18 protein-coding genes, 1 tRNA gene and 1 pseudogene are annotated in these 24,390 nt (G+C 66.1%); 12 read left to right on the top strand and 8 right to left on the bottom strand.

The annotated features are described in order from the left end of the window. Window positions 1-37: 37 nt before the first annotated feature. The 3 genes from ACRYA2_RS01210 to ACRYA2_RS01200 all read left to right on the top strand — a co-directional run bounded on the left by ACRYA2_RS01210 (window position 38) and on the right by ACRYA2_RS01200 (window position 3,061). Window positions 38-808 carry a GTP cyclohydrolase III gene (locus ACRYA2_RS01210; RefSeq protein ID WP_433623432.1) on the top strand — a complete coding sequence of 257 codons (771 nt, stop codon included), beginning with the start codon at window positions 38-40 and terminating at the stop codon, window positions 806-808. 71 nt (window positions 809-879) lie between these two features. Then, window positions 880-1,455 carry a CBS domain-containing protein gene (locus tag ACRYA2_RS01205; RefSeq protein WP_433623430.1) on the top strand — a complete coding sequence of 192 codons (576 nt, stop codon included), beginning with the start codon at window positions 880-882 and terminating at the stop codon, window positions 1,453-1,455. A 325-nt stretch (window positions 1,456-1,780) separates the two neighbouring features. Then, window positions 1,781-3,061 carry an ABC transporter substrate-binding protein gene (locus ACRYA2_RS01200; protein WP_433623428.1) on the top strand — a complete coding sequence of 427 codons (1,281 nt, stop codon included), beginning with the start codon at window positions 1,781-1,783 and terminating at the stop codon, window positions 3,059-3,061. A 48-nt stretch (window positions 3,062-3,109) separates the two neighbouring features. On the opposite strand, the pseudogene ACRYA2_RS01195 reads toward ACRYA2_RS01200, so the two are convergent. Next, window positions 3,110-3,886: pseudogene (locus ACRYA2_RS01195) on the bottom strand (NosD domain-containing protein); the annotation flags it as partial. A 349-nt stretch (window positions 3,887-4,235) separates the two neighbouring features. On the opposite strand from ACRYA2_RS01195, the gene ACRYA2_RS01190 reads away from it, so the two are divergent. Next, window positions 4,236-4,754 carry a metal-dependent hydrolase gene (locus ACRYA2_RS01190; RefSeq protein ID WP_433623426.1) on the top strand — a complete coding sequence of 173 codons (519 nt, stop codon included), beginning with the start codon at window positions 4,236-4,238 and terminating at the stop codon, window positions 4,752-4,754. 26 nt (window positions 4,755-4,780) lie between these two features. Here ACRYA2_RS01190 and ACRYA2_RS01185 read toward each other — a convergent pair whose 3' ends face one another. The 4 genes from ACRYA2_RS01185 to ACRYA2_RS01170 are packed head-to-tail and all read right to left on the bottom strand — an operon-like array spanning window position 4,781 to window position 8,764. Further along, on the bottom strand, window positions 4,781-5,485 hold the full coding sequence (locus tag ACRYA2_RS01185) for an ABC transporter ATP-binding protein (protein ID WP_433623424.1): 705 nt from the start codon (window positions 5,483-5,485) through the stop codon (window positions 4,781-4,783). Next, window positions 5,482-6,330 (bottom strand): ABC transporter ATP-binding protein, encoded by an 849-nt coding sequence (locus ACRYA2_RS01180; RefSeq protein WP_433623422.1) that lies wholly within the window; start codon window positions 6,328-6,330, stop codon window positions 5,482-5,484. The genes ACRYA2_RS01185 and ACRYA2_RS01180 overlap by 4 nt, the downstream gene beginning before the upstream one ends. Beyond that, entirely contained in the window at window positions 6,327-7,655 is a 1,329-nt protein-coding gene (locus tag ACRYA2_RS01175; protein ID WP_433623420.1) for a branched-chain amino acid ABC transporter permease, read from the bottom strand. Before ACRYA2_RS01175 ends, ACRYA2_RS01180 begins: the two co-directional genes overlap by 4 nt. Further along, window positions 7,652-8,764: a branched-chain amino acid ABC transporter permease gene (locus ACRYA2_RS01170; RefSeq protein ID WP_433623418.1), complete on the bottom strand. Its 1,113-nt coding sequence runs from the start codon at window positions 8,762-8,764 to the stop codon at window positions 7,652-7,654. Before ACRYA2_RS01170 ends, ACRYA2_RS01175 begins: the two co-directional genes overlap by 4 nt. 209 nt (window positions 8,765-8,973) lie before the next feature. On the opposite strand from ACRYA2_RS01170, the gene ACRYA2_RS01165 reads away from it, so the two are divergent. The 3 genes from ACRYA2_RS01165 to ACRYA2_RS01155 all read left to right on the top strand — a co-directional run bounded on the left by ACRYA2_RS01165 (window position 8,974) and on the right by ACRYA2_RS01155 (window position 10,738). After that, window positions 8,974-10,173 (top strand): phosphoglycerate kinase, encoded by a 1,200-nt coding sequence (locus ACRYA2_RS01165; RefSeq protein ID WP_433623416.1) that lies wholly within the window; start codon window positions 8,974-8,976, stop codon window positions 10,171-10,173. Further along, on the top strand, window positions 10,174-10,647 hold the full coding sequence (locus ACRYA2_RS01160) for a GNAT family N-acetyltransferase (RefSeq protein WP_433623414.1): 474 nt from the start codon (window positions 10,174-10,176) through the stop codon (window positions 10,645-10,647). A gap of 17 nt (window positions 10,648-10,664) precedes the next feature. Further along, window positions 10,665-10,738: transfer RNA gene (locus tag ACRYA2_RS01155), tRNA-Thr, on the top strand. 131 nt (window positions 10,739-10,869) lie between these two features. Here ACRYA2_RS01155 and ACRYA2_RS01150 read toward each other — a convergent pair. After that, a complete protein-coding gene (locus ACRYA2_RS01150) occupies window positions 10,870-11,028 on the bottom strand; it encodes a hypothetical protein (RefSeq protein WP_433623412.1) in 159 nt (52 codons plus the stop codon). Between the two features lie 902 nt (window positions 11,029-11,930). Between ACRYA2_RS01150 and ACRYA2_RS01145 the strand changes: the two genes are divergently transcribed. The 5 genes from ACRYA2_RS01145 to ACRYA2_RS01125 all read left to right on the top strand — a co-directional run bounded on the left by ACRYA2_RS01145 (window position 11,931) and on the right by ACRYA2_RS01125 (window position 20,704). Continuing rightward, window positions 11,931-12,377, top strand: a complete 447-nt coding sequence (locus tag ACRYA2_RS01145) for a hypothetical protein (RefSeq protein WP_433623410.1) — start codon at window positions 11,931-11,933, stop codon at window positions 12,375-12,377. Between the two features lie 685 nt (window positions 12,378-13,062). Then, entirely contained in the window at window positions 13,063-15,135 is a 2,073-nt protein-coding gene (locus ACRYA2_RS01140; RefSeq protein WP_433623408.1) for a PrkA family serine protein kinase, read from the top strand. Window positions 15,136-15,138: 3 nt separating this feature from the next. Next, on the top strand, window positions 15,139-17,427 hold the full coding sequence (locus ACRYA2_RS01135) for a PrkA family serine protein kinase (RefSeq protein WP_433623406.1): 2,289 nt from the start codon (window positions 15,139-15,141) through the stop codon (window positions 17,425-17,427). After that, window positions 17,418-18,728, top strand: coding sequence for a YeaH/YhbH family protein (locus ACRYA2_RS01130; protein ID WP_433623404.1), 1,311 nt, complete (start codon window positions 17,418-17,420; stop codon window positions 18,726-18,728). Before ACRYA2_RS01135 ends, ACRYA2_RS01130 begins: the two co-directional genes overlap by 10 nt. Continuing rightward, a complete protein-coding gene (locus tag ACRYA2_RS01125; RefSeq protein WP_433623402.1) occupies window positions 18,725-20,704 on the top strand; it encodes a SpoVR family protein in 1,980 nt (659 codons plus the stop codon). Before ACRYA2_RS01130 ends, ACRYA2_RS01125 begins: the two co-directional genes overlap by 4 nt. Here the strand turns inward: ACRYA2_RS01125 and ACRYA2_RS01120 are convergent. Further along, entirely contained in the window at window positions 20,696-21,853 is a 1,158-nt protein-coding gene (locus ACRYA2_RS01120) for a DUF7504 family protein (protein WP_433623400.1), read from the bottom strand. The genes ACRYA2_RS01125 and ACRYA2_RS01120 overlap by 9 nt on opposite strands. A gap of 298 nt (window positions 21,854-22,151) precedes the next feature. Continuing rightward, window positions 22,152-24,356: an HsdM family class I SAM-dependent methyltransferase gene (locus tag ACRYA2_RS01115; protein WP_433623398.1), complete on the bottom strand. Its 2,205-nt coding sequence runs from the start codon at window positions 24,354-24,356 to the stop codon at window positions 22,152-22,154. Window positions 24,357-24,390: the final 34 nt, after the last annotated feature.

Below are 24,390 nucleotides of genomic sequence, written 5' to 3'. Positions count from 1 at the left end.
AGGACGAATTATAAGGGAGCAGGGAGAAGACGCGAGCGTGACGAACGCCCAGATTACGCTGATTCAGATCGACAACTACGGGCCGTGGACGGTGACGCCCGAGCCACGGCGGGAAGTCGACCTTCAAACGCTACAGTCGCGACTCTACGCCGACCTCTCGCAGTTGATCGGCAATCGCCAGGGGTACGTCTTCTTCACGCGGTTCGACAACATGGTCGCAGTGACGAACGGACTCACCATCGACGACCACGCGCTGGTCCAGGAGTCCGTCGCGAACCGATTCCCGGTGACGGTCAGCCTGAGCGTCGCCACCGGAACCAGTCCCATCGTGGCGCTCGAAGACGCCACCGAACTGCTCCAGGATGCCGGCAGCGCCCAGGACAAGTCCCGGAGAGAGATTCTTCGGGGTCGAGCTATCGACGAACAGTTCCGGACCGGCGACGACGTCCAGATCGCCCACTTCGACGTCAACGACATGACGGGCAACTACACCGACGAGGTCAACGCCTTCGACTCGTTCATCCACATCGAGAAGGGGTATGCCGCTCTGATGGAATACATGCGCACCGAGTACGACGCCCTCACCTTCTTCGTCGGCGGCGACAACGTCATCGCGGTCTGTCCGGAGATGGACGAGGCCGACTACGAGGACGCCATCGAGCACGTCGAAGAGACCGCCGAGGTCGAACTCAAGGTCGGCGTCGGAAGCGGTGCCGTCGCACAGGACGCCGGGATGGCCGCCAAGCATGCCCTCGAAACGTGCCGGGCGGTCGGTAGTCGCGTCGAGTTCGCGGAGCCGACGAACTAGAACTGTTCGACCGACGCGACGATAAAGTTGCCGGGGATAGCTTTTAGGCCAGTTGTGCCAAACGTTGGCACATGGAAGGCGAAGTCACAGTACGGGACGTGATGACCAGGGAGTACGTCGGTGTCAGCGAGTCAGACACCGTTCTGGGGGCGGTACAGCTCATGCAGTCGGAAGGGGTCGGTAGCGTCGTCGTCCTCCGGGGAAGCGAACCGGTGGGAATCATGACCGAATCGGACGTGTTGGACCTCGTGGCCGAGGAACGCGACCCGGCCTCCACGACGGTGTCGGAGGTGATGACCAGTCCGGTCGTGACGACCGGCGCGGACCGGAGTCTCGCCGACGCCGCGGGAACGATGACCCACCAGGAGATTCGCCGCATCGTCGTCACCGAAGACGAGGAACTCGTGGGCGTGCTCACCGAACGGGACGTCATCTCGGCGTCGACGTCACCGTCGAGCATCAACTCGCACCAAGGCCACGAGCCGACCGAGACCGCCGGGGCGACGCCCGTCGAACGGCCCGCGAACACGGACGGCGGCGACACAGAGTACGCCAACCAGAGCATCTGTGAGGTGTGCGGGTCACTGACTCACGCCCTGACGAACGTGAACGGACAGCTCGTCTGTAGCGACTGCAGAGACTTCTGACGCCGGCAGACGGCTTCCGCTCGACCGCCAGCGCATCCTTCCTCGTCGACTGGCGTTCCCGAGACGCCAGCGATGCGAGGTCGTCCGCCATTGGCCAGCGTACCTACACTTCGAACGGAAACGACGACCCACTCGTCGTCCCTCCCCTTCGGTCGTCGGCCGACCGCTCGTCGCCACGATTTCGACGCGACCGGAGGCTCTGTCCCGTCACCACCAGAAGCGCTGACACCTGTCTTATTCGGGGGGCGGCGATGAATCGACCCTAATCTATAATGATACTTTAAAATAGACTTTTTGCCCGCTGTGTCGACATTTCTCCCCGGACATGAGTCCAAAAATCGACCGACGCGACTACCTCCGGGGAGTGGGAGCGGCGACGACCGTGGGATTGATGGGGAACCTACAGCAGCAGGACGGGGGGCCCGACATGCTCGTCGTCATCGGATACCCCCAGAGCGGAATTCAACTGTTCCGGGACCTCTACGGGATGGGACGAGGTGACCTCGACGTGCTCGTCCCGGACGGACTGCAGGACACCGCACTGCCGAACCAGGTCGGCAACCCGATGGACAACGTCACCGGCACCGCGCCCGCTCCCGCGGGCCCGAACCGACAGGCGTTCCAGCAGTTGTACCGCGACGCGTACGACAGCGAACCGGGCGTGTTCACCACCCAGTCGTACGACTCCGTCGCCATCCTCATCCTGGCGAACGCGGCGGCGGGCGAGAACGACGGGTCGGCCATCCGTCAACAGATGCGGCGGGTCGCGAACCCGCCGGGCCAGGACTTCGGCCCCGAGAACTTCGTCGACGCCGTCAGGGCCGCAGCGAACGGTGACGACGTGAACTACCAGGGCGCATCGAGCGTGACGAACTTCGACGAGAACGGCGACATGGCGTCCGCCTCCTACAACGTCTGGCAGTTCGCACCGCAGACCGACGAGGGTATCGAGGTCGTCAACACCCGCCGGTTCGAGAGCAACGCCGGCGGTCCTGCCGCCAACAACGCCCCTGGTGGCATGGGGCGGACGATCAGGGTCGGCATCCTGCTGCCGGAGACGGGCGACCTCGGCTCCGTCGGGACGCCGATGATACAGGCCTCGCGCATCCCGATTCAGCAAGTGAACGACGCCGACATCGACCTCCAGGTCCAGACCCAGGTCGAGGACACCCAGACGGCCCGACAGCCTGCTCTCAGCGGAGCGAATGCACTGGTCAACGCCGGCTTCCCGGCCATATCCGGGCCGGCCTCCTCAGGGAACAACATCCCCGTTTCGTCGGAGGTGTACATCCAGAACAACGTCGTCGGCTGTTCGCCGTCGAGCACCGCCATCACGGTTACGCGGCTTCAGGACGACGACTTCGTCTTCCGGACGGCTCCGAGCGACATCCTGCAAGGGCAGGTGATGGCGCAGGTCGCCTCTGAGCGCATCGGCGCGTCCTCGGCGTCGACGCTGTTCGTCAACAACGACTACGGCCAGCAGCTATCGAACCAGTTCGCCGAGTCGTTCCGGCAGGACCACGACGGCCAGGTCAACAACCAGGTCGCGTTCAACATCGGCGAGTCGTCGTACTCTTCGGTCATCCAGCAGGCGCTGGGCGGCTGAACGACTCGACGTTCGCGAACGTCCGGCTTCCGTCTCGTTCGCCGGGAGCCGGTTTCGACTCGCGTTCACCAGTCGGAGGTTCGCGTCGTTCGACAGTTCGAGGTCCCGGAGGTCGTTGCCCCGGGCGTCGACCAGCAGGACGCCCACCACATTCTCCCGAAGGCTGCTGTCACGGAGACTGCTCGCCGACGTTCCGGCGAGCGCAACCCCGACCGCGCTGTCGGTCACCGTGCAGTTCCGCAGGGTCACGGCGCGCGACTCCGCGACGAGGACGCCCTCTTCGCTGTGAGCCGACGCCGTGCTGTCGCGGACGACGGTCCCGTCGGCGTCGACGAGCACGATACCCGAGAAGCCGTTCTCCGTTCGTACGCCGGTGACCGTCGCGGCCGGCGACGAGCGCAGCGTGACGCCGTTGCCGGTCCGCCACGTCGCTACCTCGGCGACGCTGGCGTGCGCCGCTCGCTCGAAGCGGACGCCGAACGTCCAGCGGACGGCCATGAGGTTCCGAACGGTCACGTTCGACGCGCCGACCACCAGCACCCCCGTCGTGTTCTCGCGGAACTGGCCGCCGGAGACGACGTGCCCTCGGCCCTCAAGCGTCACGTCGCTCGCCGCGATTCGGATGCATACGTCCGCGGTCCGGTTCTCGACGTCCGTCCCGAGGACGTACCGCCCGGACTCTGTGATGGTCGTGCAGTCGTCGACGACCGTCGGCGAGCGCTCGAACGACGTCGGGGCGTCCGTCACGTCCGACGGTGTGGCGAACGCGCCGCCCACAACGACGGCGCAGAGCAACGCGAACGGAGCGAGCCGGGAGACGTCCATGACCCCTGTCACGAGCGTGCGATGCTTATCGGTTACCGCCGGAGACGCCTCTCTGTCCGCGCTCAGTCGACGGAAGACGGGCGAGGCGGTAGCAGCGTTCGTCGGGCGAAAAGCGAACAGGCGGCACGTGAGGGATGCACGCGGGGCGTGCCACGCTTCGGCCGGGACCCCGTCGCGGCGGTCGGTCAGGTCACGTCCGGAGGTGGTCTCGCCTTCCGGTTTGAATGCTCGCGTCGCAAGAGAGCGCCGACGGATTCGTTCGCCGAGGAGAGCGGCCGACGCTCACCCCACCGAAATCGGCGCTGAAACAACCATCAAATACATTCTGCCCCGTTTCGTAACGTCGTCAGTGGTCGACATTGTTGGCCATCTCGGAATGGCGCTCATCTGGCTGACGGTCGGGTGGTTCGTGTACGAGCGACGAGCGGCGCTCGGATTCGTCGCCATCGGACTGCCATTCGGTCTGTTACCGGACGTCGACCTCTGGCTGGAGAAGGTGTTCCCGACGGTCCACCACCACGGAGTCACCCACACGATACTGTTCGTGACGCTCGCGAGCGTCGTGGTCGGCGCGGCGGTCGGCAAGTGGGTCGTACCGAAACTCGAGGGGAAGTACGTTCCCCAGGACGAGATAGGCAACGAGTACGGCTACGCCATCGGCGCCCTGTGGGTCGGGGGACTGAGCCACCTGTTCGCCGACATGCTGTCCGCGCCCGACATCGCCTCCCCCATCGAGCCGTTCTGGCCGCTGGCCCAGAGCGAGGTGATAACGATAGACATCATCTGGTACAGCTCGACGTTCTGGAACTGGGGGTTCTTCCTCACCGGCCTCGCGCTCACTCTGGGCTTCTGGTGGGCGCGCCGGTAAGCTCGATTCCGACGCGTTCAAGCCCGTCAGCCGCCGAGGAACTCCTGGCGGACTTCGTCGTCGCCGAGCAACGCGTCGCCGGTGTCCTCGAAGCGGTTCTGGCCCTGCACGAGGACGTACCCGCGGTCGCAGCGTCCCAGCGCTTCCTTCGCGTTCTGTTCGACCATGAGGATGGCGGTGCCGCCGTCGTTTATCTCGTCGACCTTGTCGAAGGTCTCGACGACGAGGTCGGGCGCGAGACCGGCGCTCGGCTCGTCGAGCAACAGCAGGTCGGGGTCGAGCATGAGCGCCCGCCCCATGGCGAGCATCTGCTGTTGCCCTCCGGACATCGTGCCGGCGCGCTGGTCGCGGCGCTCCCGGAGGATGGGAAAACGCTCGAACACGTCCGCGAGGGCGTCCTCGGGAACCTCGTCGAGGATGTACGCGCCCATCTCCAGGTTCTCCTGGACCGTCAACGTCGGGAAGACGTTGTCGCTCTGCGGGACGTAGCCGAGACCGCGGTGGATGACCTGCTCGGGAGTGGAATCCTGTATCTCGTCACCGCGGTAGGCGACGACGCCGCCCATGTAGTTCGTCAGCCCGAAGATGGACTTCATCACGGTGGACTTGCCGGCGCCGTTCGGTCCGACGATGGTGACGTACTCGCCGTCCTCGACCGACATGTCCACGTCCTCGAGTACCTGGAGGTCGCCGTAGCCGGCGTCGAGGCTTTCTATTTCGAGCAGCGTCATCCTATCTCACCGCCGAGGTAGGCGTCGATGACGCGCTCGTTCGACTTTATCTCCGCGGGCGTGCCGTCCGCGAGCACCGTTCCCTGGTGCATCACGATGACGCGCTCGCAGTTGTTCATGATGACGTCCATGTCGTGTTCGACGAGCAGGAAGGTGAACCCGCGCTCGCGGAGTTCGTGGATGTGCTTGAGAAGTTTCTTCTCCAGCGACGGGTTGACGCCCGCCAGCGGTTCGTCCAGCAACACCATCTTCGGGTCCGTCATCAGCGCTCGCGCCATCTCCAGCAGTTTGCGCTGGCCGCCCGAGAGGTTGCCCGCGTACTCCGTCGCGAGGTGGTCTATCTCGAAGAACTCGAGCATCTCCCAGGCACGGTCGAGCATCGCCGTCTCCTGCTCGCGCACGTCGCCGCGGAGGCCGGGCGTCACCGACCGCCAGAGCCGCTCACCGATCTGGCCCTTGGGCGCGAGCATCATGTTCTCCAGGACGGTCATCTCGGATAGTTCGCGGGCGATCTGGAACGTCCGAACGAGCCCTCGGTCGGCTATCTGGTGGGGTTCCAGCCCGGTGATGTCCTCGTCGTCGAAGTACACCGACCCGGCGTCCGCCGGGTACACGCCCGTGATGAGGTTGAACGTCGTCGACTTGCCCGCGCCGTTCGGGCCGATGAGACCGGTCATCGACCCTTGCTCGACGTCGAATGTCGCGCCGTCGACGGCGGTGATACCGCCGAACGACTTCCTGAGGTTCTCGACGCGCAGGGGCTTGTCGGCGAGGTCGGTCGCGTCGGTCGATACCTCGAGTGCGCCGGTCTCGGAGTCAGTTCGGGTGGCTTCGCCCGCGGTCATTCGTCGTCACCTCCACGTTCGCCGCCGGCCCCGTCGGCCGTCGGGACGGGCGTCGGCTCCTCGCGACGCGGCCGGGTGAGCGGGATGGTCGCCGCCTCCTCCTTGCGGTGGCCGAGCATCCCCTGGGGCCGGTGTTGCATCAGCCAGACGAGCACCGCACCCATGACGACGAGTTGCAGGGCGTTGATGTTGCCGACGAGGTAGGCGAGGAACGGTTCGACGTTGCCGTCGGCCAGCGGACCGACTGCGCCGGCGAACGTGTTGGGCGCGCCGGTGACGCCGTACACTCCCCGGACGATGTTCTTCAGGTACAGCGGCCCCTGAAGGAGAAACGCCGAGAAGATGATAGCGCCGAGGATGCTCCCGGTGTTCGACCCCGCACCGCCGATGATGAGCGCCAGCCAGATGAAGAAGGTCACCTGGGGCCGGAACGACGCGGGCGTTATCGCGCCCTGGCGAAGCTGCCAGAGGATACCGCCCAGACCCATCAGCGCGCAGCCGAGCATGAACGACTTGATTTTGAAGCGGTCGGTGTTCTTGCCGAGAGCGTTGGCGACCTCCTCGTCCTCGCGGATGGCCTTCAGGACCCGGCCGAACGGCGATTCGCCGGTCCGCTTCAGCAGCCAGTAGAAGGCGACGACGAACCCGATCAGGACGATGGCGTAGGAAAGCGAGTTGACGACCGGCCGAATCGACCCGCCGAGGAGGGGATTTAACGTCGACACGACCGCTTCGTAGGGCGCGCTCTCGAAGACGGGCGTCATCGGGTCCGTGTAGTTCAGGAGGAGACCCCGGCCACCGCCGGTCCCGAGTTCCTGGCCGAACAGCGTGAACGTCTGGAACTTGCTCGACAGGAAGATGAACCGGATGATTTCGGAGGCGGCGATGGTGACGATGGCGAGGTAGTCGGCACGCAGGCGCAGTGCTGGCAGTGCGACGAGTAGCCCCAACAGCGCCGCCGCGGTCATCCCGGCGAGGACGCCCACCCAGAGCGGGAGGCCGAGGCCGGAGACGGTGGCGGCTCCCGCCGTCGCACTAGCCGGCGGCTTCGACACCATCGCCATCGTGTAGAGTCCCACGGCCATGAAGCCCGCGATGCCGATGTTGAAAAGCCCCGTATACCCCCAGTGGAGGTTCAACGCGAGCGCGAGCATGCCGTAGACACCGATGAGGAAGGTCAGCCGGGCGATGGAGTTCACCTGGCCGCGCAGCGAGTAGCCCAGCACCGTCCCCGCCAGCAGGTAGACGGCGTAGACGCCGACGAGCGCGCCGACGATGAGCACCGCGTCGTTGACGTCGGCGTCGAAGGCGTCGCGGACGCTCATGCCGTCGTCCTCCCGGCGAACAGTCCCTGCGGCTTGAACAGCAGGATGAGTATCATCATCCCGAACGCGGCGGCCCGACCGAACTCGCCGGGAATCCAGATGATGGCGAGGTTCCAGGTGAGACCGATGACGATGCCGCCGAGAATCGCGCCGTAGATGGAGCCGATGCCGCCGAGGATGACCGCCGCGAAGATGGGCAGGAGGAGGAGCCAGCCGAACTGGAAGTCGATGGTGCCGGTCCACAGCACCATCAGGTAGCCCGCGACGCCGGTCAGCCCGCCGCCGATGATCCAGGTCCAGCGGATTACGCGCTCGGTCGGGATGCCAGTGATGCGGGCGAGGTCCTCGTTGTCGGCCATCGCACGCATGGCCTTCCCGAGTTTCGTTCGCTGCAGCAGCAGGTGGACGGCGAACATCAGCGTCACGGTAGCCACGAGCAGCGTCAGGTCGTGGGCGCTGACGCCGACGGTGCCGTCGAAGAATGGGACCGACCACTCCTGAATCGACAGCGACGCCGTCGTCCCGCGGTTCGCCGTCGAGAAGACGAACACGATGAGATACCGGAGTACGAACGCGACGCCGACGCTGGTGATGAGCAGGGAGATGCCGCCCGCGTCCCGCATCGGCCGGTAGACGACGCGGTCGATGGCCAGCGCCAAGACGATGGTCCCTAGCCCGGCGACGACGAGTCCCGCGAGGACGGCGAGCGGCGTCGTCGCCGCGGTGATGCCGAGCGCGCTCGCGTAGACGGACCCGCCCGCCCCGACGAGGAGGAGGCTGGGCCACGGCGCCTCGCCGAATCCGGCGACGAGATAGGTTATCGCCCAGCCCGAGAACGCCCCGCTGGTGATGTAGTCGCCGTGCGAGAAGTTCGCGAAGTTCAGGATGCTGTACGTCATCGAGAGCCCGATGCCGGCGAGTCCGATTATCAGTCCACGCATGAGGCCGGTCCAAACCAGCGAACCGACGTCCGACAGGAGCAGGCCACCGAACAGCAAGCGGTTTGCGAAGTCCAGGAGCAGGAGAACGGCGAACGCCCCGACCAGTACGGCGAGTGGGCGCTCACCGACGAGGCTCCGCCCCCGGGAGTACGTATCTGTTACGCTCATTGATAACCCCCAACACGATACGGTGCCCGTCACACTACTAAACCTTTCTCACCGTGCCGTACCGCGGGGTTTCGTAACGAGAGCATAACGAAACAGCGCCGTGACAGTTCCGGCCAGCAAACGGCGCCTGGGACGTTGACTCGGTTCCGCGTTATTTTTCACAATACATCACCGACACACATATGCCGCGGGCCGGTGGAATCCCCCGTATGTCCATCGAGACCCTGGACGACCTCGCCGTCCAAGGGACCACGCTCGGCGTGCGAATCGACATCAACAGTCCGTTGACTGACTCGGGGGACCTCGCCGACGACGCGCGCCTACGGGCGCACGTCGACACTCTCTCCGAACTGCTGGAGCGGGGCGGAGCGGTGGCCGTCCTCGCCCACCAGGGACGACCCGGCGGCGACGAGTTCGCCGGCCTCCGCCCCCACGCCGACCGCCTCGACGAACTGCTCTCCGCCCCCGTCTCCTACTGCGACGCCACCTTCTCCGAGGACGCCCGCGACGTCGTCCGCACCCTCGACGGCGGCGAAGCCGTCGTGCTGGAGAACACCCGCTTCTACAGCGAGGAGTACATGGAGTTCCCGCCCGAGAAGGCCGCCGAAACCCACCTCGTCGACCGCCTCGCTCCCGCACTCGACGCCTACGTCAACGATGCCTTCGCGGCCGCCCACCGCTCCCAGCCCTCGCTCGTCGGATTCCCGACCCGCCTGCAAGGATACGCCGGTCGGGTCATGGAGCGCGAACTCGACGTCCTCGGCGGCATCGAGACGACCGCCCGTCCGCGGGCGTACGTCCTCGGGGGTGCCAAGGTCTCCGACTCCATCGGCGTCGCGCGGAACGTCCTCGAGCGAGACCTCGCCGACCACGTCCTCACGGCGGGCGTGGTGGGCAACGTCTTCCTGTTCGCCGACGGCGCGGACGTGGGCGACGCCACGGCCGACTTCATCCACGACCAGGGCTACTGGGACTACATCGACGACGCCGCCGACCTGCTCGAAGAGTACGGCGACCGGATTCGGCTCCCGAAAGACGTCGCAGTCGAGCGCGACGGCGACCGCCACGAGGTGGCTCGCGAGGCGTTTCCGCCGGGCGACGGCGAGGCGGCGATGGACGTCGGCAGCGCGACCGTCGACGCCTACTCGTCGCTGCTCGCCAACGCGGAGACGGTGGTGCTCAACGGTCCCGCCGGCGTCTTCGAGGAGGAGACGTTCGCTCACGGCACCCGAGAGCTGTACGCGGCCGCGGCCGAGTCCGCCTACAGCATCGTCGGCGGCGGCGACACCGCCGCGGCCATCAGACGGTTTGGCCTGGACGGCTTCGACCATGTCAGCACCGGCGGCGGCGCAGCCCTGCGGATGCTCACCGGCGAGCCGCTTCCGGCAGTCGAGGCCCTGGAGGAGTAGATGAGAGTCGAGGTGGCGACGACCGACGACGTCGACCGGGTCACGGACCTCTGGGTCGACCTCGCCCGCGACCAGCGCTCGTACGGTAGCCACCTCCGCGCGGAAGCGAACCGCGTCCCGGTCCGAGAGACCATCGCCCGCCACGCCAGCGAAGACACCCTCCTGGTCGCACGTGACGACGACGTCGTCGGGTTCGTGACTGTCGGCATCGAGACGGGGTCCTTCGCCCAGGACTGCACCCGGGGCGTCGTCCAGAACGTGTACGTCGCTCCCGAGCGCCGCGACGAGGGCGTCGGCTCTGCGCTGCTGGCCGCTGCCGAGGAGCGGCTGAGAGACCTCGGTGCCGACGTCGTCGCCCTGGACGTCCTCGCCGACAACGACGCCGCCTGGCGGTTTTACCGGCGCGCGGGCTACGAACCGCATCGCGTCGAGATGGAAAAATCGGTCGAAAACGATAACCACTCAAAGGAGTAACCGCAAGTGAGGCGTGCGCCAAGGGAGCTTGGGCGGCTCAAGCACTCGATTTGTAATCGAGAATTCGTGGGTTCAAATCCCACCCTTGGCTTGCGTCCGGAGGTCGGGACCGGTAGTCTTCGCTCCTGACCGAAACCGGTCCTTACTCGGACGGGAACGAACGGTTCTCCTCGAAGGTCGCGATGCTGGACGGAGACGTTCTCGGTTCGTGCGAGTTCGTTCTCACACGGAGCTCTCGAAGACCGCATATCCGATATCTTCGGGCACGTGGGCCGTTTCGTCGTCTGCGCTCTGTTCTTCTTCGACCGTGAGTTCGACGCCGGTTCCGGAGAGATTCCGGTAGCGGGGATTTGCCGGGTCGATGCCGCGGAACGTTTGCATGTCCGCGACGAACCGGGGGGATTCGTACTGCTACTGGAAGGTGATGGGAGTTCACTCGTCCGTAACCCCATGTCCGGACCGCTGTACCTCGAACGGTTTCCCGTCGAGCCGTCCGATTACCTGTTCGAGCGCGACGTAACCGATCGTCTCGACGCCCGTGCGGACCGAGGGCCTCCTCCTGCAGTCGCACGTCGAACGATTCCCGAGAGACCCTCGCCGGTCGCGTGACGATGGGGTCGATACCAGCGAACGTCTGGGCCTTCGTGAGGACGACCGGCACTTCTCCGTGAGAAGGAACTCTCGAACGGTACGGTGACGAAGTCGGTAGAGAGGGACGCCGATACCGACGAAACGGCGTGGAAGCGCACGGACCGAGCGGCGGCCATCCACTTCCGAGCGACGTACCGGACGACAGTTGACGCTACCGAGACCTCCCTCGATACGCTGGTCGGCCGGTTTGTAGCCGCGAAACCGCGAGGCTGAAGATCGTCGTCCCGCATTCCGTCACCGTACGAACCGAAACGGTCACCAAGTCGACGTGCGTCTCGTCAGACCGTCCACCGTCCCTCCTCGCCCTGCCCGCGACCGGAGACCGTGGTTCCGGGCACCGACGGCGAAATCCCCGGAATTACCCGCCTGAAACGCTCGAACTGGGGGCGTCGCGGCTCGGAAACGACTGCAGCGAGGCGGTGCGGTCGAACGGGTTCTCACCCGGAACCGCGACTCGAACGCAGCAGTCCGTTCGTGTCGAGCGAGTGCCTATAGAAACGGACAGTACCGCTTCGCTGAGGTGATTAATGGGGGGCTAACTCCGTTCTGGGAGTTGCAGACCGTTGTTCTGGTTTGCCGGCGGCGGGAGTATCCCCCGGGTTTATGCTCGCGCCGCACTTGGACATTTTCCTATGAGCCGGGCCCAGAGTGTTCCTCAGTGGATGGCAGCGCCGGAGGAATTCAGGAACACACTAAAGATGGTGTTGAGTACTGCGTACAAAAACGACCGCCGCTTCGACCGGGCCTGGACGTTCCGCTACTCGGAGGAGGGGCGTCACGACCTGATGGTGGAAATAACGCACCTTGAGAAGCGCGGAACAGGAGAGGTCGTGGAACCGCCGACGCCGACGAAGTCCCCCGGAGACGCCGTCGTCAGGGACTTCCGGGACGTGCTCGGGGACCTCCTCCTGAAGGCGTGGAAGCGGGGAATTCAGTTCGACCAGGCCTGGACGTTCCGCTACTCCGACGAGGACCACCCCGATCTGATGGTCGAGATTACCGTCCTGGGGGAAGACGAGGAAGCGCCCGGGTCGGCCGCCGACGAGCCGAGCGACGACGGAGCGGGCCGGGAAGCCTGAGTCCGCAGGCGCACCAGCGCGTCGGACACTGGGCAGGGGATGGGACGACCGCGGCCGTTCGGGACGCGACCGGCCCGGTCGCCCGGGAGAAGCGTTCTTTTGGCGGTTCGTTCGACGGCCGCCCGAACGTTCCCGCCAGGTAGCGGGGACGGAACGGCGAGTGGTACGCGGCGATGGTCGAAGTCTCGAACGACGTTTCCGACGAGAAGCCTGGCTCACTCCAGGTTCCCTTATATAAACCCCTTCTTTTCCGGTTTTGGAACCTCCTCCGTCGAGGGGTAGAAAACCCCGCCTGGGAGCGGTTTCATACGTTGTAGATTTTTAATTTATCTGGAATAGTACGAGTATACAGGCAACAGTTATATATCCCTACAGACCATGCATTAAATAGTATCGGGTGGCAAACCCCCACACGGTCGCGAACCACGTTCCAGCACTCGACCCCCGGCGACGTGCGCTGGCCAGAGTGGTGGCGTGCGTGGGGACGGCACGACATGACAGGTTACACTCGCAGTCAGTCCGGGTGTGCTTTGCATACCCCTGTTCGAGCCCTCTCGCAGAGTCGACCCCCCGTTCCGACCGTCATATCTTTGTGGGAGTACGTCATCTACATACTTCGCGTCGGCAACGCGCCGTCCAGTTGTCTCGATCTTATCTCGTGCAGCCCCAATCAATGCGTGATACAATGAAAGGTGACATGGAAACGCTGGAAGACATCAGTCAGCGCTACCAGGAATCGATGCCCGAAGACCTCCGCGAAACCAAGTCGTTCGACTGGTACCTCGAGGAGGTGTACGACGACCCGAAGATAGCCCGGAACGCCCACCAGCGGGTGGCCGACATGTTCGACTACTACGGCACAGAGTACGACGAGGACTCCGGCGTCGTCGAGTACCGACTCGCGTCGGAGGACCCGCTACACGACGGTGAGAACACGTTCTACGGGCGTGAGATCCACCGCGCCATCCACGAGTTCGTGAACAAGGTCAAAAGCGGTGCGCGGGGCCTCGGCCCCGAGAAGCGTATCAAACTGCTTCTCGGCCCGGTCGGCTCCGGCAAGTCCGACTTCGACCGCCAGGTCCGGGAGTACTTCGAGGATTACACGCTCCGCGAAGACGGGCGGATGTACACCTTCCGGTGGACGAACCTCTGCGACGTCATCGACGACCAGGACCCCGCCGACGACGAGGTCCGGTCGCCGATGAACCAGGACCCGCTCGTCCTCCTGCCGTACGACCAGCGCCAGCGCGTCCTCGAGGACATCAACGAGCGCCTCGATGCGCCCTACACCATCCAGAACGAGCAGGCCCTCGACCCCGCCAGCGAGTTCTACATGGACAAGCTGCTGGCGCACTACGACGACGACATCCAGCAGGTGCTCGAGAACCACGTCGAGATAACCCGGCTCGTCGCCGACGAGAACAAGCGCCAGTCCGTCGAGACGTTCGAGCCGAAGGACAAGAAGAACCAGGACGAGACGGAGCTCACGGGCGACGTCAACTACAGCAAGATCGCCATCTACGGCGAGTCCGACCCCCGGGCGTTCGACTACTCCGGTGCGTTCTGCAACGCCAACCGGGGTATCTTCTCCGGCGAGGAGCTGCTGAAGCTCCAGCGGGAGTTCCTGTACGACTTCCTGCACGCCACGCAGGAGCAGACGATCAAGCCCAAGAGCAACCCCCGTATCGACATCGACCAGGTCATCGTCGGCCGGACGAACATGCCCGAGTACCGGGACAAGAAGGGCGACGAGAAGATGGAGGCGTTCAACGACCGCACCAAGCGCATCGACTTCCCGTACGTGCTGGAGTACGAGGAGGAGGCCGACATCTACCGGAAGATGCTCCGGAACGCCGACGTTCCGGACGTGCACATCGAGCCCCACACGCTCGAGATGGCGGGCCTGTTCGGCGTCCTCACCCGCGTCGAGGAGCCCGACACCGAGACGGTCGACCTGATGCAGAAGGCCAAGGCGTACAACGGCGAGATAGAGGACACGGAGGACGTCGACGTGAAGAAGCTCCGCGAGGAGGCCGAGGAGAAGGCCGACATCGGCGAGGGGATGGAGGGCGTCTCCGCCCGGTTCGTCGGCGACGAGATAGCGGAGGCCATCATGAACTCCACGCACCGCAGTCGCGGGTTCCTCTCGCCGCTGTCGGTGTTCAACCACTTCGAGGAGAACCTGGAGAACCACGGCTCCATCCCCGAGGAGAACTTCCAGACGTACTACCGCTACCTCGAGAAGGTTCGCGACGAGTACCGCGAACGCGCCATCGAGGACGTGCGTCACGCGCTGGCCTACGACATCGAGGAGATACAGCGCCAGGGCGAGAAGTACATGGACCACGTGATGGCGTACATCGACAACGCCACGGTCGAGGACGAACTGACCGGTCGCGAGCAGGAGCCCGACGAGAGTTTCCTGCGCTCGGTCGAGGAGAAACTCGACATCCCCCGCGACCGCAAGGACGACTTCCGCCAGGAGGTCTCGAACTGGGTGTCCCGTCGCGCCCGCGAGGGCTCGCCATTCGACCCGCAGGACAACGACCGCCTGCGCCGCGCCCTCGAACGCAAGCTCTGGGAGGACAAGAAGCACAACATCAACTTCTCCGCTCTGGTGTCGGCCAACGAGATGGACGACGACGAGCAGAACGCCTGGATAGACGCGCTGATAGAGCAGGGCTACTCGCGCGACGGTGCGAAGGAGGTGCTGGAGTTCGCCGGCGCAGAGGTCGCCCGCGCGGAGATGGAGGAGTGAGCAGTGCCCGACGGCACCGACTTCATCGACGACGCCGACCGCCAACTCCGCGAGACTTACGAGGAGCCGATGAGCCTCGCGGAGTACGTCGACGCCGCGTTCGAGAACCCCGCCATCGCCGCTCAGGCCAGCAAGTACCTCCTGCTGGCCATCGAGTCGATGGGCACCCGGACCGTCGTCGAGGAGGGCGAGGAGAAGCAGCGCTACCGCTTCTTCGACGACCCTCACAACGACGGCGAGCACGCCATCCTCGGCAACACCGAGGTGCTGAACGCCTTCGTCGACGACCTCCGCTCGATCGCCGCCCAGCGCGGCAAGGAGGAGAAAATAATCTGGTTCGCCGGACCGACCGCGACCGGCAAGTCCGAACTGAAGCGCTGTCTCGTCAACGGCCTCCGGGAGTTCTCGAAGACCGACGAGGGCCGACGCTACACCGTCGAGTGGAACGTCGCCACCGCGACGGAGACGGCGGGGCTCACGTACGGCAACGACTCGACGGCCGCCAACGAGGACAACTGGCACGCGAGCCCCGTGCAGGCCCACCCCCTGCTCGTCTTCCCGCCGGAGGTGCGCGAGCAGTTGCTCGCTGATCTCAACGAGCGCGTCGACGACCACGTCGACGTCAGAGTCGACGGGAAGCTCGACCCCTTCAGCCGCGAGGCCTACGACTACCTCGAAGAGCAGTACCGCCGCAACGGCGAGGAGGAACTGTTCTCTGCCATCATCGACCCGAACCACCTCCGCGTGAAGAACTACGTCGTGGACGTGGGCGACGGCATCGGCGTCCTCCACTCCGAAGACAGTGGCCGGCCAAAACAGCGACTGGTCGGGTCGTGGATGCAGGGGATGCTCCAGGAGCTGGACTCGCGGGGCCGGAAGAACCCGCAGGCGTTCAGCTACGACGGTGTGATCTCGCAGGGCAACGGACTGCTGACCATCGTCGAGGACGCGGCCCAGCACGCCGACCTGCTGCAGAAGCTGCTGAACGTCCCCGACGAGAAGTCGGTGAAGCTGGACAAGGGCATCCAGATGGACATCGACACCCAGCTCGTCATCATCTCGAACCCCGACCTGGAGGCGCAACTCAACCAGCACGCCGACGCGGGCGGACAGGACCCGCTCCGGGCGCTGAAGCGCCGGCTCGACCGCCGCGAGTTCAAGTACCTCACGAACCTCAGCCTGGAGGCCGAACTCATCCGGCGCGAACTGACGAACGAGACCGAGGTCTGGCAGGCCGACAGCTACGACGAGATAGAGGCGCGCTTCCAGGAGCCGGTGACGGTGCAGGTGCGCGACAGCGACGACGTCGTCCGCGCCCGCGAGGTCGCACCCCACGCCGTCGAGGCGGCGGCGCTCTACAGCGTCGTCTCTCGACTGGACGACGGCGACCTCCCCTCGGGCCGGGACCTCGTCGACAAGGCGCTGCTGTTCGACAGGGGTTATCTCACCGACGGCGACGAGCACGTCGACAAGGACGACTTCGAGTTCGACGACGACGCCGCCGACGGCGAGCAGGGCATTCCGGTCACCTACACCAGGGACATCATCGCCGACCTGCTGAACGAGACGCAGGACCGCCACCACCCCGAGTACGACGTGGAGAACGTCATCATGCCCCGCGACGTGCTCAACGCGATGGCGGAGGGCGTCGCCGACGCCCCCGTGTTCTCGACGGCCGAGCGAAACGAGTACGAGAACCGGCTCGTGACGGTGAAAAACCACGTGTTCCAGCAGCAGGAGACCGACGTGCTGGACGCCATCATGCGCGACCGGCAGGTCGACGAGGAGACGGTCGCGGAGTACATCGAGCACGTCTACGCGTGGGCCACGGACGAGACGGTCGAGAACGACCGCGGTGAGCGCGTCGGTCCGGACGCCCTGAAGATGAAGGTGTTCGAGACCGAGCACCTCGGACGGTTCGGCGAGGACGCCTACGAAAACGACTACCAGCCGGGTCCCGCGGTGGCGGAGTTCAGGCGCAGCAAGGTCATCACCGCGCTGAACCGCCACGCCTGGGAGAACCGCACCGACGACTTCGAAATCAGCGACATCGACCTGAAGGAGGTTCCGGTCATCAAGACGGTGCTGGCCAACAACGACTGGAGCGACGTGCGCCGGGTGTACGAGGACTTCGAGCCGGGCCAGTGGGAGAACCCGCCGAGCAACACGGAGACGGCGGAAGTGAAGGAGAGGACCGTTCGGAACTTACAGGAGATGTTCGGCTACTCGGCGGCGTCGGCGGAACTGACCAGCCAACACGTCATGAACCAGGTGAGCTACAAATGGGACTGAGAGACGACCTCGAACGGTATCGCGAAGTCGGCGAACAGCGCCGCGAGGACCTCTCCGATTTCATCCAGTACGGTGACCTCGGACGGAGCCTCCCCGACGAGATCCATGTCCCGATCAAGATCGTCGACCTGCCGGAGTTCGAGTACGACCAGCGCGACCAGGGCGGCATCGGTCAGGGTGACCCCGACGTCGGCGACCCGGTCGGCGAGCCCCAGCCGCAGCCGGGCGACGACGGCGACGAGGACGGCGAGCCCGGCGACGAGGGCGGCGAACACGGCTACTACGAGATGGACCCCGAGGAGTTCGCCGAGGAACTGGACGACGAACTCGGCCTCGACCTCGAACCGAAGGGCAAGGAGGTCATCGAGGAGGTCGAGGGCGACTTCACGGACGTGACCAAGACCGGGCCCGACAGCACGCTCGACTTCGAGCGGATGTTCAAGGAGGGGCTGAAGCGAAAGCTCGCGATGGACTTCGACCCCGACTACGTCCGCGAGGCGATGAAGGTCGACGGGATGGGCCCGCAGAAGGTGTTCGAGTGGGCGCGCGAGAAGAACCTCACCGTCTCGAAGCACTGGGTCGAGGAGGCGTACGCCGACCTCGACGACGAGGAGAAGGCGAAGTGGTCCTCCATCGAGGAGATGGAAGAGTCGGTCGAGCCGACCTCGACCGCCCAGATGATAAAACAGGAGGGCATCAAACACGTCCCGTTCCGGCGCGAGGACGAGCGCTACCGCTATCCGGAGATAATCGAGGAGCGCGAGAAGAACGTCGTCGTCGTCAACATCCGCGACGTCTCCGGGTCGATGCGCGAGAAGAAGCGCGAACTCGTCGAGCGGACGTTCACGCCGCTCGACTGGTACCTGACGGGAAAGTACGACAACGCCGAGTTCGTCTACATCGCCCACGACGCGGAGGCGTGGCGGGTCGAGCGCAACGACTTCTTCGGCATCCGGTCGGGCGGCGGGACGAAGATATCGTCGGCGTACGAACTCGCCAGCCAGATTCTCGACGCGGAGTACCCCTGGAGCGAGTGGAACCGGTACGTGTTCGCGGCGGGCGACAGCGAGAACAGCCGCAACGACACGGAGGAGAACGTCATCCCGCTGATGGAGGAGGTGCAGGCGAACCTCCACGCGTACGTCGAGACCCAGCCGGACGGCAGGGCCATCAACGCGACCCACGCCGAGGAGGTCGAGGAGTACTTCGGCGACGCCGACAACGTGGCCGTGGGCTACGTCAATGGACCGGAGGACGTGACCGACGCCATCTACGAGATACTCAGCACGGAGGAATCATGAACGAACGGACGAAACTCGGCGAGGCCGAACTGGTACGGGAACCGGTCGTCGAGGCGCGCAAGCTGGCGAAGAAGCTCGGTCTCGACCCCTACCCGGTGAAGTACTGGATCATCGACTACGACGAGATGAACGAACTCATCGCCTACGACGGGTTCCAGGAGCGGTACCCGCACTGGCGGTGGGGGATGAAGTACGACCGCCAGCAGAAGCAGGGCCAGTACGGGGGCGGGAAGGCGTTCGAAATCGTCATCAACGACGACCCGGCCCACGCCTTCCTCCAGGAATCCAACAGCCTCGCCGACCAGAAGGCGGTCATCACGCACGTCGAGGCCCACTCGGACTTCTTCGCCAACAATCGCTGGTACGGGATGTTCGCGGAGGAACTCGACGCGGCCGCGCTGCTGGAGCGTCACGCCGACCGCATCGGGGAGATAATGAGCGACCCCGAGATAGACCGCGAAGAGGTCGAGAAGTGGATCGACAGCGTGCTCTGCCTGCAGGACAACATCGACCAGCACGTGGCGTTCAAGCGCCAGGACGTCGGCGACGACGAGGAGCGCGAGACCGACGAACTTGCCCAGAAGCTGGCGGAGATGGACGTGAGTGAGGAGGTCCGCAAGGAGGTGTTCGACGACGAGTGGGTCGAAGAACAGGAAGAGCGACGCGCCGGCGAACTCGACGAACCCGAGAAGGACCTGCTCGCGTTCCTGCGCGACCACGGCAAGGCGTTCGACCCCGAGGAGGAGCGGGCCGTCGAGATGGAGTCGTGGCAGCGGGAGGTCCTGGAGATGCTGCGGGCGGAGTCGTACTACTTCGCCGCCCAGAAGTCGACGAAGGTGATGAACGAGGGCTGGGCCGCCTACTGGGAGTCGATGATGATGGGCGAGGAGGCGTTCGCGGGCACCGACGAGTTCCTCGAGTACGCCGACCACCAGGCTCGAGTGCTCGGCTCGCCGGGGCTGAACCCCTACAAACTGGGCAAGCAGCTCTGGGAGTACATCGAGAACACCGAGAACCGCCGCGAGGTGGCGCGGAAACTCCTCCGCGTCGAGGGTATCACGTGGCGCAACTTCCACGACGTCGTCGATTTCGACCGCGTGGCGGAGCTCCTGGAGCCCGACCCCGCGCTCGACGGCATCGACCCGGACGACCTCGGCGCGGTGGCCGACCTCCCCGACGAGAAGGTCGACCGCGAGGCCATAGACCGGGCGATGACGGGCGAGATAGACGTCGGCGAGCACCCCTGGAAGGTGCTGACCTACGAGGGACTGGCAGAGCGACACTTCTCGCTGTGCAAGCTACAGAACCGTGGCTTCCTGGAGTCGGTGAACCAGGAGGACCTGGAGCACTACGCGCGCTACCTGGTTGACGACGCGCGCTACGACGACGTCGAGGAGGCCATCGCGGACGTGGAGTACACCGCCGGCTGGGACCAGATGTACGAAGTGCGGGCCAGCCACAACGACGTGACGTTCCTCGACGGCTTCCTCACGAAGGAGTTCGTTGTCGACAACGACTACTTCACCTACGAGTTCAGCCAGACGACCGGCGACTACCGGGTGGCGAGCACGGAGTACGAGGACGTCAAGAAGAAGTTGATGCTGCAGTTCACCAACTTCGGCAAGCCGACCGTCGCTGTGTACGACGGCAACTACCGGAACCGCAACGAACTCCTGCTGGGCCACCACTACAACGGGGTCATGCTCGACATCGACCAGGCCCAGCGCACGCTCGAACGCATCTACGACCTCTGGGGGCGGCCCGTCAACCTCAAGACCATCGTGAAGGAGGTCGACGAGCGCGACGCCGAGATAGCGCGGCGGCGCGACCGCGAACCGGAACCCGAAGAGCAGGGCAAACTCATCCGCTACGACGGCGAGGAGTTCGAAATCAGCGACCTGCCGTGGGGCGAGGTCGAGGACATCGCGGCGACGGAAGTGGACTACGACACCAAGCCCGACGAGTGGTTAGCGTGACCACTCGAACACCTTGATTTCTCCGCCGTCCACGACCACGTTGTACGGGCCGTACTGGAACGTCGCGTGGACGCTCATCCCGTCTCGCCGTGCGAGTCGCTGGAGTGCCCCGACGTCGACGACCTCCTGCAGCGGCCGGAGATCGGTCGGCGAGCAGCCCTCGACGGCCGCGAGCGCGCGGGCGAGCGACACGACGATGGAGTCGCGGTCCGTACCGTAGACGGTCCAGTACACCTCCTCCCCGGACATCTCGTCGGGACCCGTCAGTCTGGGGCCGACGACCTCCCCGGTGTCGGGCGGCGACCGCTCGTCGTCGCTCCCCCCGGCGTCGCCGAGGGTAACGTACTGCTCGAGCGCGTCGCCGTCCACCGTCGCAGTCACGACGTCACCGTCGACCGAGAGCACGTCGGTCTCGGCCAGTTCCGGGAGGTGGAGGTGGTGCAGCGTGATGCGAACGCGCTCGCGAACGTCGGCGCTCGGGTCGCCGCTCGGCGACTCCCAGACCGCCACTCGCGCGGCCAGGTCGGCGACCGTCGCCGAGTCGTCCACCTCGGCGAGATACCGCATCGCCAGCCAGCGGCGGCGCGACTCCAGAATCGCCGCGAGCACGTCCGGCGAGAGGTCGTCCGCGTACGGCGCCGGGAGGTCGCCGACCACCACGTCGAACAGCGGTCGGAGCGTGGCGACCGTCCGCTCGTCGTGGGCGACCGGGTCGAGGTGGAAGTGCGAGTCGACGGTGGCCTCGGTCAACCGGACGAGGAGGGAGCGAAGGAACCGGAAGGTGGCCACCCGACCAGCGTGGTCGAGCACGGCCGTAATCGAGTCGAAGCAGACGACCGTCGGGGCGTCGTCCCAACCGTCGACGAAGAGGTGGATGGCGGTCTGGAGTCGGCCGAGGCTCACGGGACGGGTCAGCGAGACGACGCTCGTTCCGTCGATAGCACCCGGTTCGTCGTCGGCGTCACGGACCGAGACGATGCCGAGTTCCGCCGGGTCGACGTCGACTCGCGCGTGCCACGACGCCAGCAACTGCTCCGGTGAGCGGTCGTACGTCACCAGCAGGACGTACTTGTCGTCGACGCCGTTCCTGGCGAACCGTTCCACGCACTCCGCGTCGTCGTCCGCCCCGACGGCTGGGGTGGAGAGCAAAGCGGTCGTCTGCCGAGGCCCTTCGTTCATTGTGTATTCCGTGCCGTCGAAATCAGTGTCGGGGGTGTCGGCTCGGGCGCTCCGTGGTACTCGGCAAAACTGAGGTGGCCACAACTAATAAATGTACGGACAGCGCTACGCGCCGTACCGCCGTCTGCCGGCAGCGTCGCTCGGCGGCCGCACGTCGCCGTCGTTCTTCGGTCGGTCGTTCCACAGGTCGGCGATGCGGCCGTGGCCGCATCTCCGTCGTGGTCGAGGGAGCCGACTGACCCGGAGCGGACCCTTTCGACCGGGCGGGCTACGGGGGCCGGTCGTGGTCGACCATGACGGCGGACGCTCTGGCGGCCCCACGTCGGCGCTCCTCGACCAGCCGCGACAGCGCTCGCTCGACGTCGTCGGCTCGCCCCGTCATACCGACCGTCGACAGGACGGCCTCGTCGAGGCGGTCCAGCGCCGTCGCCCGGTCGGCGTCGGCGTTCGCCTCTGCGTCCATCAGCGAGAGGACGCGTTCGCGGACGGCGGTCCGTTCTCTGGCGTCGAACGTCCGCGGGTCGGGAATCGGAACCCGCTCGGTCTCGTAGACGGTCTGCTGGAGCCGTGTCATCCCGTCGCCGCCCGCGCGTCGCCCGAGGAGTTCGCAGGCGAGCGCGGTGACCCGCGTGTTGAGCAGGCCACAGAGCACGAGCGGGTCGGCGTCCTCGTTCGGACGTATCTCGTAGAACTGCTGGTCAGCGACGGCTTCCGCCTCGTTCCAAACGGTGCGATGTGTCCGCCACGTGAACCGGGTGTGCAACAGCGGTGCCGGGGACGTCTCGCCGAGGTCGAACCAGACGTCGTCGCCGTCGAAACTCCGCCGGTCGTGGAACCCCTGCCCTCGCCCCCAGGCGACGTAGTCGGCGAGGGCGTCGTGGCCCTCGCGTCGAAGCCACCGCTCGACGCGCGTCCCGTTCGACCCGTCGCTCGCCTCGCCGGTCGCCGCCGACGGCGCGGTCGCAACAAGGTCGTGAACGTCCAGCACCCGCCACTCCGCCGCCGCGGCGTCGTCGAACCGGATTCGGTCGACCTGCCCCGACGCCCGCAGCAGCGGTGCGGCGTACTCCGCGACGCCGCGACGTTCGAACGCCTCCGTCCTGGCGTAGAAGAACTCGTTGGCACCGCTGGTGACGCCGCGGGAGACGTCCGCGACGTCGTCCAGCCCGACCACGTCGGCGGCGCTCCGGTAGTCGAAGTACGCCGGCGGTGCGGCGAACGAGAGCCACCACGCGCGTTCGTTCGCCAGGTCGGCCTGCCGGCGCGCGAGCAACCGGTAGTCGTCCGTGACGACGAGTTCGTCGGGGTCGCGGGACTGCTCGACGAGCGCCGCGACGGCCTCGACGGGACGGTCGCCGCGGAGTCGGAGGAACGTCGCCACGTTCTCGGCCCGACGGCGGTCGTCGCGCTCGCGTTCGAGCACCAGCATCGTCACCCCCGCCAGCGAGTCGTCGAACGCCTGCCGGTCGAAGGTGACGACCGCCTCGACGCGATACCGGTCGCGGACGAACCGCTGGACGTCCTCGCCGTAGCGGGTGTCGAGCCACCGGTCGCTCACCACGAAGCCGAGTCGACCGCCGTCGGCGAGAAACTCCGTCGCGTGGGTGAGAAAGTAGACCGACAGGTCCGAGCGCCCCGAGAGGTCGGTCGCGTCGAGGCGGGCGAGATGCCGGCGAACCCTCGTCCGCCCCTCGATTGCCTCCTGGCGGACGTAGGGCGGGTTTCCCACGACGGCGTCGAACCCCGCCGGGTCGCTCCGGAGGTCGCCGGGGTCGACCGCGAAGAAGTCGGTGACACGGACGTTCGCGTCGTCTGGAGCCGCACCGGTACGCTCGTCGTTCGCCACGCCGCCGGCCCGGAGCGCCAGCGCCGTCTCGGCGAGGCGAGCGGGAGCGGCGCGTACCTCGACGCCGAACAGGCGGTCGAGCAGCCGTCCGTCGTCCGCCCCTAGCGCGCGGAGTCGCCGGTGCGCGCTCGCCAGGAACCGTCCGCTACCGGCCGCCGGGTCGAGGACGACGTCGTCCGCGTCGGTGACGGTCAATCGCGTGACGAGGTCGCAGACGGCCGACGGGGTGTGGAACTCCCCCCGTTCGCGGCGTCGCTCGGCCGGAGCGAGCGCTTCGTAGACGCGGCCCAGCGCGTCGCGGTCGCGCCCGTCGGCACCCGGCGCGGTCGCGTCGGCCCCGATGCCGTCGCTCCGAATCTCCCGCACGAATCCGCGCAGGTCTGGCTCCACGGCGTCGAGCGCCGACGACACGTCCGCCGTCCTCTCGCCGGACAGCCCCGGTTCGTCGAGGGCGGCGGCGAGGTCCGGGTCCCGCTCGCCGAGGACCGCGGCGGTCAGCGCCTCCACGACCAGCAGGCGCGCCACCCGGTTCGCCAGCTCGGCCCCGAGGTCCGTCCGCAGCGACGACGCGACGCACTCGTACGCCGTCCGTGTTCGTTCGACGACGGACTCTCCGCTCTCGTCCATGGTCGGAGTTCCTCCCGTGCCGTTCGACGGCGAG

It is taken from the genome of Halomicrococcus pelagicus (assembly GCF_050954125.1).
Note: the sequence above shows the minus strand (reverse complement) of the source record. Positions and strands in the feature narration are given on the sequence as shown.

Excerpts from the sequence above, each read along its gene's own strand:
- ACRYA2_RS01205 (WP_433623430.1), top strand. The coding sequence starts at position 880 with ATGGAAGGCGAAGTCACAGTACGGGACGTGATGACCAGGGAGTACGTC.
- ACRYA2_RS01200 (WP_433623428.1), top strand. The coding sequence starts at position 1,781 with ATGAGTCCAAAAATCGACCGACGCGACTACCTCCGGGGAGTGGGAGCG.
- ACRYA2_RS01185 (WP_433623424.1), bottom strand. The coding sequence starts at position 5,485 with ATGACGCTGCTCGAAATAGAAAGCCTCGACGCCGGCTACGGCGACCTC.
- ACRYA2_RS01180 (WP_433623422.1), bottom strand. The coding sequence starts at position 6,330 with ATGACCGCGGGCGAAGCCACCCGAACTGACTCCGAGACCGGCGCACTC.
- ACRYA2_RS01175 (WP_433623420.1), bottom strand. The coding sequence starts at position 7,655 with ATGAGCGTCCGCGACGCCTTCGACGCCGACGTCAACGACGCGGTGCTC.
- ACRYA2_RS01170 (WP_433623418.1), bottom strand. The coding sequence starts at position 8,764 with ATGAGCGTAACAGATACGTACTCCCGGGGGCGGAGCCTCGTCGGTGAG.
- ACRYA2_RS01165 (WP_433623416.1), top strand. The coding sequence starts at position 8,974 with ATGTCCATCGAGACCCTGGACGACCTCGCCGTCCAAGGGACCACGCTC.
- ACRYA2_RS01160 (WP_433623414.1), top strand. The coding sequence starts at position 10,174 with ATGAGAGTCGAGGTGGCGACGACCGACGACGTCGACCGGGTCACGGAC.
- ACRYA2_RS01150 (WP_433623412.1), bottom strand. The coding sequence starts at position 11,028 with ATGCAAACGTTCCGCGGCATCGACCCGGCAAATCCCCGCTACCGGAAT.
- ACRYA2_RS01145 (WP_433623410.1), top strand. The coding sequence starts at position 11,931 with ATGAGCCGGGCCCAGAGTGTTCCTCAGTGGATGGCAGCGCCGGAGGAA.
- ACRYA2_RS01140 (WP_433623408.1), top strand. The coding sequence starts at position 13,063 with ATGAAAGGTGACATGGAAACGCTGGAAGACATCAGTCAGCGCTACCAG.
- ACRYA2_RS01130 (WP_433623404.1), top strand. The coding sequence starts at position 17,418 with ATGGGACTGAGAGACGACCTCGAACGGTATCGCGAAGTCGGCGAACAG.
- ACRYA2_RS01125 (WP_433623402.1), top strand. The coding sequence starts at position 18,725 with ATGAACGAACGGACGAAACTCGGCGAGGCCGAACTGGTACGGGAACCG.
- ACRYA2_RS01115 (WP_433623398.1), bottom strand. The coding sequence starts at position 24,356 with ATGGACGAGAGCGGAGAGTCCGTCGTCGAACGAACACGGACGGCGTAC.